The organism is Virgibacillus tibetensis (genome assembly GCF_036026595.1).
Taxonomy (GTDB): Bacteria; Bacillota; Bacilli; order Bacillales; family Amphibacillaceae; genus Virgibacillus_P; species Virgibacillus_P tibetensis.
This window is the reverse complement of record NZ_JARZFX010000002.1, coordinates 188,152-201,707: the sequence shown is the minus strand read 5'-3', so window position 1 is coordinate 201,707 and position 13,556 is coordinate 188,152. Positions and strand designations below refer to the sequence as shown.

Below are 13,556 nucleotides of genomic sequence, written 5' to 3'. Positions count from 1 at the left end.
TGACAGTTCCTCCTTTCGTTTATATAATGTACAAGTGCTAAATAGAAGAGGTTCTTAGCTTCACCCTCTATAAAAAACTAAGGACAGATGATGCGATTATCATGCCATGTGCCTTTAGGTACATGGCTTTTTAGCATGATATGTAAGAAACAGTAACGATTTTTACTCGTTTAAATTAAATAGAGGAGGTTATCTATATGAAGGAACAGGATTTGTCCGAATTAACGTTATTGGGTAATCAGGGGACAACCTACGAATTTAATTATAACCCCGAGATTTTGGAGGTTTTTGAAAATAACCATCCAAACAGAGATTACTTCGTGAAATTCAACTGTCCGGAATTTACCACCTTATGTCCTATGACTGGCCAACCGGATTTTGCAACTATCTATATAAGCTACATTCCGGATAAAAAGATGGTAGAAAGTAAAGCTTTGAAACTGTATTTATTCAGTTTTAGAAACCATGGGGGTTTTCATGAAGATAGTATGAATATAATCATGAATGATCTGATCAAATTAATGGACCCTCGCTATATTGAAGTATGGGGGAAATTCACGCCGCGTGGTGGCATTTCCATCGATCCGTTTTGTAATTATGGAAAGCCGGGGACCAAGTTTGAACAAATGGCTGACCATCGCATGATGAATCATGATCTATATCCAGAGAAAATTGATAATCGCTGAATACTGAGGATATGAGTTTTATAGAAAAGGGTCAGCTGGATCTTCTGAATAGGGAGAGGATCTTATGTTTATATATTTAAATGCATTGTTTGTAGGTCTATTAATTATATCCAATATTCTAGGGGTTAAATTATTCAGCATTGGTGAATTTATCTTACCGGCAGCAGTTATCGTTTATGTGGTAACGTTTCTGATTACCGATGTGATCGGTGAAGTTTATGGTAAAGAAGCAGCAAAGAAAACAGTTCAAGCAGGATTTTTCACTCAGATAATTGTGTTGTTCTTTGTTTTTATAGCAATTGAACTTCCAGCTGCACCTGTATTTGGACTGCAAGCTGAATTCGAGACAATTCTTGGTGGAAGCTTTCGGGTAATGATCGCAAGTTTATTGTCTTACGTTGCCAGCCAGCATTTAGATGTGAGTCTTTTCCACCGGTTAAAAATGAAACATGGAGAGAAGAAACTCTGGCTACGTAATAATGCATCAACCATGACGAGTCAGCTTGTTGATACCACACTATTTATAACGGTTGCTTTCTGGGGAATTGTTCCAACGAACGTGTTAATTGGCATGATCGCTACCCAATATGTGTTCAAACTGATGATTGCACTAATTGATACCCCAATCGTTTATTTACTTGTTAAAGTGGCAAGAAAATCAGCCCATGTTCAAGATGAAGCTGCTGCAATACGTCATTCCTAACTCAGGAATGGCGTATTTTTCAAATTGTGTTAAAATTTAATTAACTGGATTTACAGGTATATTTATTGGGAAATAATCAGTAATGGCAAGCGAATCTCAAGTAGCGAGGAGTTGGTAGAGTGGTTACTATAAAGGATATTCACCAGGCACGTGAAAGAATAAGTACTATTATAAATGAAACACCTATTCTAAGTTCTTCCCAACTATCTAATCTATGTGGTAACAGTATGTTCTTCAAGGCGGAGCATTTACAAAAGACGGGCGCTTTTAAAGTTCGAGGTGCAACAAATAAAGTAATGTACGCTGCTGCGGAAGGCGTATCCTCTGTTACTGCCGCCTCTTCAGGAAATCATGGTCAAGCTGTTGCTTATATTGCCAATATTCTTGGTGTTCCTGCTACAATTGTTGTTCCTGAAGATGCAAATGCAAGCAAGGTGAGCGCAATTCGATCCTATAATGGTTCAATTGAAACATGTGGCACAACTTCTGATGAACGTATACCTCGCGCGGAAATCCTGGCAAAAGAGAACGGAGGCGTTTTCATACCACCTTACGATGATCCGCTTGTAATTGCTGGCCAAGGAACAGTTGGGTTAGAAATACTGGAGCAATTGGAGCTGGTGGAGGCTGTTGTAGTCCCTATTGGAGGGGGCGGGCTTATTTCAGGTATTTTAACAGCGGTTAAAGAGATAAAGCCATCTGTTAAAATAATTGGCGTTGAACCAGTCAGTGCAAATGATACGTATTTATCATTAAAAAACAGACAGATAACATCGATTCAGAAAACGAATACAATTGCGGACGGCTTAAGAACGAGCCAGCCTGGTTCGCTGACATTTCCAATTGTAGAAAAGTATATAGATAACGTCGTTCTTGTAAGTGAAGATGAGATCAGCCAAGCATTATTTTTTGTATTAGAGCGAATGAAACAGCTGATTGAGCCATCCAGTGCAGTTACAGTTGCTGCGGCAATGTTTGATAAGTTGAATATGAGAGATAAAAACGTTGTATGCGTCCTCTCAGGTGGAAACGTTGACCTGGGGAAGATCGGCCATATGATGTAAAAAAACAAAAAATGCCAAATTAGTATATGGTATGGGGTTGAAAAGTTTAAAAATAGGCTTAGAACTTATCTAAGCCAGAAATAAATTAATTTTGCACTAGATTTTCATGGCATATCCGACATCTGAACTTCGTAACTGGCTTATACACCATCTGAATTAGTGGCCCAATAATTAGAGCCACGAGTATCGTCCCAAATCCAATTGGCCCTCCGAAAATAAATGCAATCACCATGACCATTACTTCAAGAAATGTCTTTGAAAAAGCCAGGCTCCTACCAGTAAGTTTATGGAATGCCATCATTAAATTGTCGATCGGGTTTCTGGCAAACTCTGATTGAAGATAAAATGAAACACCAACAGCAATTGAAAAAATACCACCAATCAGCATAATCAATCTTGGGATCAATAAGGCAACTACCAAATTGGGGAATATAATTTCCAGCCACACATCGATAAAGAGTCCAATCAGGACAATGGTTATGGATGCTAGATAATCTGGTGTTTTTTTCAATAAAAAGCTGTTTATTAAAATGAGTAAAAGTCCTACTATAAATACCCAGCTTCCTACAGTTAATCCCAACTCATCAGCCATAACAACGTATAAGGCATCCCATGGGCCAGCACCGAGGTTAGCCAAAATCATCATGCTGATTCCGAATGTTAAAAAAAGTAAACCTATAATATAAAATCCACTAATAATTAATCCGTTTTTCACTGCGACACCTTCTTGGATGAATTTCGAACTCTAGTATATAATAGCATAACCAACTCTGTTTGTGATGGGGAATTCTATTAGAAGCTCTCATCCACTTCATAGTATAAGTCCTCCACTTCATCATAGTAATACCAAGTACCTTCATAGACATTATAGTAGTACCATGTTTCAGTTAGTTCATCATAATACCAGTCTTCATCTTCGTCATACCATTCCTCATTGTCATAATACTCGTCTTCTTCATACCATCCTTCATCATCATAATACTCGTCTTCCGCATAACCATAATCCTCTTCGTAGCCTTCATCATAGTAATCGTTGTAATAAGACTCATCTTCCCAATAGTACTCCCAGTAATCATAATAAGCGTTCTCTTCAGAATAATCGCCACCATCAAAATAGCCATCCTCGTAATAGCTCCATAAATCATCGTAGTAATATTCGTCATTGGCATCATAAAATTGAGCTAAAATAGCTTCTTCTGACATCGGTTGATCAATCCAGGATTGAATTAATTCTGCTATTTGAAATAATGGGATGCTAAAACCTATCGATGAATCCCCCTGACTTTCTGCAGAATTAATTGCAATAATTTTTTCACTTGCTTTTGCGATTAAGGGTCCTCCGCTACTTCCTGGTGAAATAGGGGCAGAGATTTGATATAAATTTTCATACGTAAACGAACCAATAAAGAAACTGCGGTCCTGTCCTGTTACGTAACCCATTGTTGCCGTGTTCTCTAACCCAAGTGGACTACCCAAGGCAATAATTTCTTCACCAATTTTAACTGGTGAGGCTTTTTCCAATGAAAAAGGTTCACGTCCAACTAGATCGGGGACGAGGATTACTGCAACATCTGTTTCATTAGAATAACCAATTACTGTTCCTGGAAGATCCTGTCCGTTCACTGTTTTTATAAATACACTTGTTTCCCCTTCAACGACATGGGCATTGGTAACGACTGCTCCATTATTATTATATAGGAAGCCCGATCCCTGATTGTAATTGGTAATAACCGTATAGACCGTTTCTTGTGCTGCTGCAATAATGTCTGTTAACTCTCGATTTTTATCTTCTTTCAAGTCCTTCTTTTCCATAATTGGAACTTCAATGGGTTGTTTGGATGTGAGTTGTGTTTTTTCAATTGTTGCATTATCAGAAGCAACTGGTGATTCTTTATTTCCAGTATTCGTTGTAGCTAAATAAACAGCACCTACTATGCTGGCGGAAACTAATAAAGACATAAATAAAATCATGACTATACTAAAGTGTTGTTTTTGCTTATTTCCACAATGCTGGCAATATCTACTTTTTTCATTACGCTCATTTCCACAATTAGGACAGAACATAACAGTCAACCTCTTTCCTTAAAGTATATAGAATTATTATATCACAGAAAATTCCAATAATAAGGAAATTAATTGGCAGAAAAAAAATGTTATAGTTTGTACCCGGTCCGACTTTTAAAACGTTTTAAAATCACAGAGCTTTCTACTCTCGTAATCCCCTCTACGGAGTAGAGTTCATTGTTAATAAATGTCTCCAGCATTTGGAAATCTTCTACAAGGACGTGCATGTGCAATGTACTTGGTCCTGTCATTTGATAAATACTTGCAACACTGGGGTTGTCTGCAAGATTCTGTGCTACTTCCTGCAGTTGTTTCGGTTCCACATCTACTTCAAAGAAAGCAGACACTTTCTTACCAAATTTCTCCGAATTAATAACAACAGTGAACTTTTCAATGACACCTTTATCTTGCATATTTTTAATACGATCCTTAACGGCTACACGGGAAAGGCCGACCTTCTCCGCAAGTTCTACATATGATAATCTGCCATCTTCAGCTAATTCTTCTAATAACTTTCTATCTATTTCATCATGTTTCATAGTATTGTCTCCTATACGTAGTTAATTTTTAGGGCTAAATAAACATTTGGTAAGAAATAATTGAGTAAAGTTGCACTAATGTAAGTAATCTTATTTTATCACCTTATTATTGTATTGACAAATGTACATTTATTTCGTACTATATTATATAATTCAGAAAAATAGTTATTACTGTTAAGGGAGCGTATACAATGAAATCACTTACGAATCAATCCTACCCATATCCAGTTACACGAAATGCTACATATGCTAAGAATGGAATGGTGGCAACATCACAACCACTTGCCTCACAGGCAGGGTTAGAGATCCTGAAAAAAGGAGGCAATGCAATTGATGCAGCTATTGCAACAGCTGCTTGTCTCACAGTTGTTGAACCAACTTCTAATGGTATTGGTGGGGATGCATTTGCGTTGGTATGGACAAAAGGAGAATTGCATGGCTTAAATGCAAGCGGGAGATCTCCAAAGAACATTTCAATAGATGCTGTTAAGGAAGCCGGGTATGAAGAGATTCCAAAATACGGCTGGATGCCAGTAACTGTTCCAGGAGCACCAGGGGCTTGGGCTGAGCTATCAGAAAAGTTTGGGAAGCTTCCTTTAACAGAAGTACTACAGCCAGCAATTACGTACGCGTCAGAAGGTTTCCCAGTATCCCCCACACTGAGCAAGTTCTGGAACAAGGGATATAGCACTTATAAAAAGAGTTTAACAGATGATGTATTTAAAAATTGGTTCCAAACATTTGCACCTAACGGTCGTGCACCAAAAGCCGGAGAAATCTGGTCATCTCCGGATCATGCAGAAACATTACGTTCGATAGCTGATACGAAGGCTGAATCCTTCTATAAAGGGGAGTTGGCAGAGAAAATCGCAACTTTTTCAAAAGAAAATGGTGGATTTTTAACAGCTGAGGATTTGGCAGATTTTAAGGCAGATTGGGTTGAACCAATTAACGTGAATTACCGGGGATACGATGTCTGGGAGATTCCTCCAAATGGGCAGGGGATCGTTGCATTACAAGCTTTAAACATTTTAAAAGGGTTTGAATTCACAGATAAAGAATCAGTGGAAACATACCATAAACAAATTGAAGCTATTAAACTAGCATTTACTGATGGCCAGAAACATGTAACAGAAGATAACCATATGAGATACACAACAGAAGAAATTCTAAGTGAAGCATATGCGGACACACGCAGAAAGCTGATTACAGACGAGGCAATTCAGCCAGAAGCTGGGGAACCTTCAAGTAGTGGTACGGTTTATCTGGCAACAGCAGATAACGAAGGGAATATGGTTTCATTTATTCAAAGTAATTATATGGGCTTCGGTTCTGGATTAGTGGTTCCTGGTACAGGAATAGCATTACAAAATCGCGGGCATAATTTTTCAATGGATCCAAACCATGTCAATGCATTGGAAGGTGGAAAACGAACATTCCACACGATTATTCCAGGTTTTATGACCAAAGATAATCAACCTGTAGGACCGTTTGGAGTAATGGGTGGCTTTATGCAGCCACAGGGGCATGTCCAAGTAGTAATGAATACGATTGATTTTGGTCTGAACCCACAAGCTGCCTTAGATGCACCAAGATGGCAATGGATGAAGGATAGAGTAGTAGAAGTAGAGAATCGTCTGGCACATCACCTTGCCTTGGAACTTGCAAATAAAGGGCATGATATACGGATATCCCTGGAGCCAAACAGCTTCGGACGGGGCCAAATTATTTGGAGGGATCCGGAAACAGGCGTGCTGGTCGGTGGAACAGAATCAAGAACAGACGGTACAGTTGCTGCATGGTAGTTAACTAGCAGGCATGTTATTTAAATGGGAGTGAATCTAATCGGGATTTTACAGGCAGTTACCCCAGCTGAATATTATGAGAGGGGTTTACTGCCTGTTAATTTACCACGATAATATGAAAAAGGTACGTGACATATGAAGACACAATGGAACATTTTTATTGCTTTCTTTCGAGTTGGGATGCTTGGCTACGGTGGTGGACCGAGTTCCATTCCATTAGTACATAAGGAAGTAGTCGATAAATACAAATGGATGAATGACGAAGAATTTGGTGACTTATTAGCACTTGGAAATACCCTGCCAGGGCCAATCGCTACAAAATTGGCAGGATATATTGGTTATCGGGTTTCCGGCTTATGGGGGATGATTAATGCTGTTTTGGCAACGATCATACCTACTATTATTTTAATGATTATCCTGTTAACATCTTTGTCATCTATTAAAGAATTTGATTGGGTGCAGGGAATGACGGCTGCAGTAATACCTGTTGTAGGCGTCATGCTGGCAGTTCTAACCTGGCAATTTATTGAAAAAGCTGGAAAGGGAATGGGCTGGATACCGGCTGTGATTTTGGGTGGGGTCGTATTTATTCTGTTGCAGTTTCTTTCTGTACACCCGGGGATCATCATCGGTGTTTTAATTGTATTTGCTCTAATGAAGAAAGATAAAAATGATCAGCTTGACAAACAAAAAGAAGGTGATCCATCATGATGAAGTACTGGGAAATATTTATAGCATTTTTTATTCCTGGAGTGCTTGGTTATGGCGGTGGCCCAGCATCCATACCACTTGTTGAAAATGAGGTTGTAAAACGGTATGAATGGATGAGTGTCCAGGAGTTTAGTGAAGTGTTGGCACTTGGTAATTCTTTACCAGGTCCGATCGCAACGAAAATGGCCGGCTATATTGGGTATGATGTGGGAGGCGTGTTGGGAGCAATAGTAGGTGTTTTTGCTACTGTAGCCCCTTCACTGATCTTAATGATTGTTCTGTTGGGGGTCTTGTATAAGTACAAGGATTCTCCTAAAGTAAAGCGTTTAACATTATATATACGTCCAGTTATTGCTATTTTGCTCGGTGTAATGGCATGGCGCTTTTTTCAGGAATCTTTTATTGGTATTGGGCTATGGCAGACTGCGTTAATTGCGGTTATCAGTTATTTATTGATGGAGCGAATTAAGGTACATCCGGCATTTGTTATTGTAGGTGCGCTTGTATATGGTGGATTTTTGTTATAGCACATAGTTTTTTATATTAAAATGCTTTATAAAAGATCGGGACTGCACCATGGGTACTTCCCACCAAAAAATATATTGTAGTGAACACAAAATCTATAAAATGCGACGTAACTTTTTCGTTGATCTTCTTTCTCGATAAAGAGTGCTATACCACCGCTACGGCAGAACACTTCGCTTTCCGTGGGCACGGACTCAGCCCTGCTCAGAAGCAAAGAACGCTTCTTCCGGGGTCTTCGGACACGTGATGGTCCCACAGGACAAGGAAAGCTCCGAAGCGTTAACATCGCACGCAGAAAATTGGTTTGTATTTTCAAGGAGTCTTCGTGTTCTGCCTCCGCTGGTCATGATGTTCTGACAGTTGTAAGAATAAACCCCATGCTATGTTCTAAGAACTTCTTATAATTTGAATAAAAGGCTATTCTAAGCGGCGGAAATACACGAAGACTTCTGCGGGAGGAAAGGCATAGGTGAGATTCTGAAATGCGTCAGCATGAAGAAGCTCACCAGCCGCCCGCGAAAAGCGTAGTGTATTTCCAGAGCGGTGGCGTACGATGTCGCATTTTCTATCAACTGCGAAGCAACAAAACTTATGACAAGGCATATAAAAAGCAAGCCTATCACAGTATGGTGAAAGGCTTGCTTTTGTGTAAGTCGTTACTTGATACTAATCATGGAGAGGAAGAGTAGCATCCGTAGTGCAGTTACTTTACCAACCCTAATTTCTTCAATCCGTTAAATATTCCTGATTCTGTTACAGGGTCTGCTTTATGTTTTGCATATTCCAGTAGCTCAGGAGCGCCATTTGCCATCGCAAATCCCTCTCCTACTTCCTGAAGCATTTCTTTATCATTCATCCCGTCACCAAAAGCAATTGCTTGTTCTTTTTGTAAACCCAAACGATTAAGCACGTTTTTAACAGCTTCGCCCTTGTTTACATTTTTTCGGATAATATCATAGCTATGTTCGACACCTTTAACATTTACGTGTGAAAGGTGGAGATTAGCTTCAATTTTATAGAGCGACGATTCGGAAGGGTCCAGATTCATTAAGGTAGCACCAAGTATATTTTCGATGATATCCTGGCTGAACACTTCATTATACTTTAAGTCAAATGTGTCAATGAAGTGCTTTACTACAGGGTTTGATAAAGAAGTGAAATAGTTCTTTTCAGTTGTATAACAAACCATTTCATGCTTGTTTTCCCGAGCAATATCCAAAAATTTTCTTACAGTACCAGCATCCATCGGTTCATTAATAATGGTTTCATTTTGATAAATTGCAAAAGCCCCGTTATACCCAATAAGAGAATCGACATCGAGTTCTTTGGCCAAATCTTTCACTTCATGAAGCGGTCTCCCTGTCGCAAGAAACACTTCTATATCCTGTTCTTTTAATTGGGAAATAGCGTCTTTCGTTGATTCGGTATAGGTATGGTCTGGTTTTAATATAGTTCCGTCAATATCTAGAAAAAGTATTTTGTATGTCATGTAAATCTCCTTATGTCAGCTTATTATTTTACTGACAAGTTTACCATAGTTGAGAGAACAATTCAGATTTTGGATTCATGTATTCTCACTGAGATCAACCAAATAACCATAAATTAATTGCAAATAGTAATCCAAATACCCAATGATGTCTAGCAGCCCATTTCATCCCGCTGATTTCATCCGAACGTGTTGCATGTTTACGAAAAGACCAGAGTAATCGAAAAGCCAAAGGCAAAGCGAACATAACGACAAATCCTGATACAGGAGTGACCTGACTTTTACTATTCATATTTTGGCGAAATTTGTTTAGTAAATAGATTATTTTTTATGATTTATTGGGACATACAACCCAACATGTTGTAATATATATTTAATGGTGAATATTCTATTAATTATGTTAAACTCATTTAGAGAGGAGAGAACAGGAAAATTGTCTAAAACTTAGATACGAAGGGAGTAAACAGAATGGAATTTGGAATTCTTTCGTTATTACCTCCAGTTATTGCAATTGTGTTGGCACTTGTGACGCGAAATGTAATCCCGGCTTTATTTGCTGGTGTGTGGCTTGGAGCAACCATGATCCACGGCTGGAACCCGTTGATGGGACTATATGCAACATTTGGTGAATTTATCATACCAAACGTTGGAGATGAATGGAGTGCAACTGTATTAATCTACTGTGGACTTTTTGGCGTACTGATTGCCGTGTTGCAAAAAACTGGCGGTGCACACGCGATAGCTTATTCAATAGCTAATAAAGTAAGAACACCAAGAGGAGCGCAAGGATCTACGATGTTATTCGGTATAATTATTTTCTTTGAGGATTACTTCAACGCGCTTACTGTTGGAAGTGTCATGCGATCAGTAACGGATAAAATGCGCGTATCAAGAGAGAAATTAGCTTATATAGTTGATTCTACTTCAGCACCAATGTGTTTGCTGGCACCAGTTTCGACATGGGTTGTGTTCGTCATGGGGCTGATTGGTGCCCAGTTTGTAGATTTGGGGATTACCGGATCAGAGTATATGACATACATCTTTACGATCCCATTTAACTTCTATTCCATATTAGCACTTCTTCTTGTAGCTATTATTATTTTCATGAAGTGGGATTATGGTCCAATGGCTCAGGCTGAATACCGCGCCAGAACTACAGGGAAACTGCTCCGTGATGGAGCGGAACCTCCGTCAGATGATTCGATGACAGATGTTGAAATGGCGGATGATTTTGTACCAAAGAAACGGAATATGATTGTACCGATAGTAGTACTTATTGGTTTAATACCTCCAATGTTTTTATGGACAGGTGGATTTCCGGAAAATGACTTTGTTACAGCCATCGGCGAATCTGATGGCGGGAAGTCCATTTTAATAGCTGCTTTTGTAGCTGGCATTGTTGGGCTGGGAATGGGTATGCAGCAAAAACTGTTCTCTTTTAAGGAAGCTATGTCTATTTATGTAAGTGGTTTTAGGAGTATGATGCTCGTTTATATCATTTTAACATTGGCTTGGTCCATTGGTAGTGTAACATCAGAACTTGGAACAGCAGCCTTTATTGTAGAATTAGCTCAGCAAAATGCTTCACCGGCAATTATTCCAGTATTGCTGTTTATCATTGGCGGAATTGTGGCATTCACGACAGGGACTTCCTATGGAACGTTTGCCATTATGATACCTATCGCAATGCCAATAGCTGCAGCCATGGATATAAACATGTATCTGGCGATAGCTGCGGTACTGAGCGGAGGGATTTTCGGGGATCACTGTTCACCAATATCCGATACAACAATCCTGTCATCTGCTGGTGCATCGAGTGACTTGATTGATCATGTTAACACACAAATACCGTATGCTATGACTGCTGGAATCAGTGGGATTATATCCTTCCTGGTTGCTGGAATAACAGGATCGGCATTGATAGCACTTGCGATTGGTGCAGTAACATTAATCGTATTTGCATCTATCTTGAATAAAGTGTGGGGAAAGGCTATACCAGAAGAAGCAATAGCTGAGTAAGGGTTTTCCTGGAAAAAATCTAAAAAAATGGCCACATGCTTTTGTTAAAGCGTGTGGTCATTTTAAATAAATACCTGTTAAAGTGCTTTGTCATCGACAGAATTAAGCCAATCTTCAATTGTGCCAACAACAGATTCAACTGTACCTTCCTCAAATGGGGAGCGGAGGTTTGCTGCCTTCACAAGACCCAAAAAGGATTTAGAACCACCGAGCTTGCAAAGCTTGAGATAGTCATTCCAAGCTTCTTCATTTTGTTCCCGGGATCGCTTCCAAAATTGAAATGCACAGATCTGTGCAAGCGTATAGTCAATATAGTAAAATGGAACATCATAAATATGGCCTTGTCGCTGCCAGAAACTGCCTGCTTCTAAATAAGCATTGCCATCATAGTCACGGTTAGGTAAGTATATTTCTTCGAGCTTTTTCCATGCTTGCTTTCGTTCATCAGGTGTCCATGTAGGGTTTTCATATACAAGATGCTGAAATTCATCCACGGCAACGCCATATGGCAGGAATTGAAGTCCATCTGCGAGATGGGCGTATTTGTACTTATCTGTCTCTTCCTTGAAGAACCTCTCCATCCACGGCCATGTGAAGAATTCCATACTCATCGAATGTATTTCGGCTGATTCATACGTTGGAAAAAGGTATTCCGGGATACCTATGTCCCGGCTTGAGTAAGCCTGGAAAGCATGTCCGGCTTCATGCGTCAGCACATCAATATCGCCGGATGTTCCATTAAAGTTGGCGAATATGAATGGTGACTCGTAATCCTCAATAAATGTGCAGTAACCACCAGCTTCTTTTCCCTTTTTGGCTTCCAGATCCATTAAGTTACGGTCAAGCATGTACTGGAAAAACTCCCTTGTCTCAGGAGATAACTCTTCATACATTTTTTTTCCGTTTTCAATAATCCACTCTGGCGTACCCTTTGGTTTTGCATTTCCATTTTCAAACTTAAAATATTCATCATAGAACTTAAGGGAGTCGAGACCAATTCGTTCAGTCTGTTTCTCTTGTAGCTTTGAAACAAGCGGTACAATAACGTCACGTACTTGTTTACGGAATACAGCGACCATGCCAGCATCATAATCAATTCGCAGCATACGGACATAACCAAGCTCTACAAAGTTTTTATAGCCAAGGGTTGTCGCTATTTCGTGGCGAACCTTTACTAGTTGGTCATAGATGTTATCGAATTTTTCTGCGTGACTCTCAAAAAACCCAGTGCTTGCATTAACAGCTTCTTTACGTATGCTGCGGTCTTTGTCTTGAACAAACGGACCCAGTTGAGCCAATGTGTACGTTTCACCTTGAAATTCCACCTCTGCCGATGCTACAAGCTTTGCATATTCGGACGATAATTTATTTTCCTGTTGTAACAGATGAATCACTTCAGGTGAAAATGCTCTTATTTCATGATCTGCGATTTGAAACAGCTGCGCCCCCCATTGTTTTTCAAGGTCATTACGATACGGAGAGCGTATCAATTCTTTGTAAAACTCTGTGCTCATCGCTTGGACTTCAGGTTCTATATTGTCGAAAAAATCACGTTCATTTTGATAGAACTCATCATTCGTGTTAATTGATGCACGTATATAAACCAGATTAGACATGGTTGATAGTCTGTTTCGAAATGCGTTTATAGCTTCAATTGCCCGTGTGGCTTTCTCCGTCGAGTCTGCAGCAGTAAATGAAGTTAAGAGTTCAGTAAATTTACTTTTTTCCTGCTGCAGATCAGGTCGTTCATAGATGTAGTTTTCAAATTTTTGCATAATGGACCTCCTTTTTATAACTAAGTAATTCGACACATTTAAACGAAATCCTTCTTTATGTTTCATTTAACATGATTAGTGGAATTACTATATTACTATATTAGCAGTGAATGGTTGCTCCCTTTGCCATTAAAACTTTTTACAGCCGGAGAATTTAATTTACCAGCTGTTGTCATTTG

At 39.3% G+C, this 13,556-nt stretch carries 13 protein-coding genes and 1 riboswitch; of the genes, 7 read left to right on the top strand and 6 right to left on the bottom strand.

Annotated elements, in window-relative coordinates; translation table 11 throughout:
* The first annotated feature begins 41 nt into the window (after positions 1–41).
* A riboswitch (PreQ1 riboswitch) is annotated at positions 42–87 on the top strand.
* A 110-nt stretch (positions 88–197) separates the two neighbouring features.
* The 3 genes from queF (at position 198) to QGM71_RS05825 (ending at position 2,453) form a co-directional block, all read left to right on the top strand.
* Positions 198–686, top strand: coding sequence for a preQ(1) synthase (gene queF, locus QGM71_RS05835; RefSeq protein WP_327606591.1), 489 nt, complete (start codon positions 198–200; stop codon positions 684–686).
* A gap of 64 nt (positions 687–750) precedes the next feature.
* The gene (locus QGM71_RS05830) at positions 751–1,389 is read left to right on the top strand and encodes a queuosine precursor transporter (RefSeq protein WP_327606590.1); all 639 of its coding nucleotides are present in this window, start codon (positions 751–753) and stop codon (positions 1,387–1,389) included.
* A gap of 119 nt (positions 1,390–1,508) precedes the next feature.
* A complete protein-coding gene (locus QGM71_RS05825; RefSeq protein ID WP_327606589.1) occupies positions 1,509–2,453 on the top strand; it encodes a threonine ammonia-lyase in 945 nt (314 codons plus the stop codon).
* A gap of 85 nt (positions 2,454–2,538) precedes the next feature.
* Here QGM71_RS05825 and QGM71_RS05820 read toward each other — a convergent pair whose 3' ends face one another.
* The 3 genes from QGM71_RS05820 to QGM71_RS05810 all read right to left on the bottom strand — a co-directional run bounded on the left by QGM71_RS05820 (position 2,539) and on the right by QGM71_RS05810 (position 5,056).
* The gene (locus tag QGM71_RS05820; RefSeq protein ID WP_327606588.1) at positions 2,539–3,168 is read right to left on the bottom strand and encodes a YczE/YyaS/YitT family protein; all 630 of its coding nucleotides are present in this window, start codon (positions 3,166–3,168) and stop codon (positions 2,539–2,541) included.
* A gap of 77 nt (positions 3,169–3,245) precedes the next feature.
* Positions 3,246–4,517, bottom strand: a complete 1,272-nt coding sequence (locus QGM71_RS05815) for a trypsin-like peptidase domain-containing protein (RefSeq protein WP_327606587.1) — start codon at positions 4,515–4,517, stop codon at positions 3,246–3,248.
* 89 nt (positions 4,518–4,606) lie between these two features.
* A complete protein-coding gene (locus QGM71_RS05810; protein WP_327606586.1) occupies positions 4,607–5,056 on the bottom strand; it encodes an Lrp/AsnC family transcriptional regulator in 450 nt (149 codons plus the stop codon).
* Between the two features lie 191 nt (positions 5,057–5,247).
* On the opposite strand from QGM71_RS05810, the gene ggt reads away from it, so the two are divergent.
* From ggt to QGM71_RS05795, 3 genes are all read left to right on the top strand, one after another.
* The gene (ggt, locus tag QGM71_RS05805) at positions 5,248–6,861 is read left to right on the top strand and encodes a gamma-glutamyltransferase (protein WP_327606585.1); all 1,614 of its coding nucleotides are present in this window, start codon (positions 5,248–5,250) and stop codon (positions 6,859–6,861) included.
* Between the two features lie 135 nt (positions 6,862–6,996).
* Positions 6,997–7,572 carry a chromate transporter gene (locus tag QGM71_RS05800; RefSeq protein ID WP_327606584.1) on the top strand — a complete coding sequence of 192 codons (576 nt, stop codon included), beginning with the start codon at positions 6,997–6,999 and terminating at the stop codon, positions 7,570–7,572.
* Complete coding sequence (locus QGM71_RS05795) at positions 7,572–8,099, top strand: chromate transporter (RefSeq protein WP_327607044.1); 528 nt, start codon at positions 7,572–7,574, stop codon at positions 8,097–8,099. Before QGM71_RS05800 ends, QGM71_RS05795 begins: the two co-directional genes overlap by 1 nt.
* Positions 8,100–8,800: 701 nt before the next feature.
* Here the strand turns inward: QGM71_RS05795 and QGM71_RS05790 are convergent.
* A complete protein-coding gene (locus QGM71_RS05790) occupies positions 8,801–9,586 on the bottom strand; it encodes an HAD family hydrolase (protein ID WP_327606583.1) in 786 nt (261 codons plus the stop codon).
* Between the two features lie 94 nt (positions 9,587–9,680).
* Positions 9,681–9,830: a hypothetical protein gene (locus QGM71_RS05785; protein WP_327606582.1), complete on the bottom strand. Its 150-nt coding sequence runs from the start codon at positions 9,828–9,830 to the stop codon at positions 9,681–9,683.
* A 221-nt stretch (positions 9,831–10,051) separates the two neighbouring features.
* Here QGM71_RS05785 and QGM71_RS05780 point away from each other — a divergent pair, with 221 nt between their 5' ends.
* A complete protein-coding gene (locus QGM71_RS05780; protein WP_327606581.1) occupies positions 10,052–11,602 on the top strand; it encodes a Na+/H+ antiporter NhaC family protein in 1,551 nt (516 codons plus the stop codon).
* A 77-nt stretch (positions 11,603–11,679) separates the two neighbouring features.
* Here the strand turns inward: QGM71_RS05780 and QGM71_RS05775 are convergent, their stop codons facing one another.
* On the bottom strand, positions 11,680–13,377 hold the full coding sequence (locus QGM71_RS05775; protein ID WP_327606580.1) for a M3 family oligoendopeptidase: 1,698 nt from the start codon (positions 13,375–13,377) through the stop codon (positions 11,680–11,682).
* Positions 13,378–13,556: the final 179 nt, after the last annotated feature.

Excerpts from the sequence above, each read along its gene's own strand:
- queF (WP_327606591.1), top strand. The coding sequence starts at position 198 with ATGAAGGAACAGGATTTGTCCGAATTAACGTTATTGGGTAATCAGGGG.
- QGM71_RS05830 (WP_327606590.1), top strand. The coding sequence starts at position 751 with ATGTTTATATATTTAAATGCATTGTTTGTAGGTCTATTAATTATATCC.
- QGM71_RS05815 (WP_327606587.1), bottom strand. The coding sequence starts at position 4,517 with ATGTTCTGTCCTAATTGTGGAAATGAGCGTAATGAAAAAAGTAGATAT.
- QGM71_RS05810 (WP_327606586.1), bottom strand. The coding sequence starts at position 5,056 with ATGAAACATGATGAAATAGATAGAAAGTTATTAGAAGAATTAGCTGAA.
- ggt (WP_327606585.1), top strand. The coding sequence starts at position 5,248 with ATGAAATCACTTACGAATCAATCCTACCCATATCCAGTTACACGAAAT.
- QGM71_RS05800 (WP_327606584.1), top strand. The coding sequence starts at position 6,997 with ATGAAGACACAATGGAACATTTTTATTGCTTTCTTTCGAGTTGGGATG.
- QGM71_RS05795 (WP_327607044.1), top strand. The coding sequence starts at position 7,572 with ATGAAGTACTGGGAAATATTTATAGCATTTTTTATTCCTGGAGTGCTT.
- QGM71_RS05790 (WP_327606583.1), bottom strand. The coding sequence starts at position 9,586 with ATGACATACAAAATACTTTTTCTAGATATTGACGGAACTATATTAAAA.
- QGM71_RS05785 (WP_327606582.1), bottom strand. The coding sequence starts at position 9,830 with ATGTTCGCTTTGCCTTTGGCTTTTCGATTACTCTGGTCTTTTCGTAAA.
- QGM71_RS05780 (WP_327606581.1), top strand. The coding sequence starts at position 10,052 with ATGGAATTTGGAATTCTTTCGTTATTACCTCCAGTTATTGCAATTGTG.
- QGM71_RS05775 (WP_327606580.1), bottom strand. The coding sequence starts at position 13,377 with ATGCAAAAATTTGAAAACTACATCTATGAACGACCTGATCTGCAGCAG.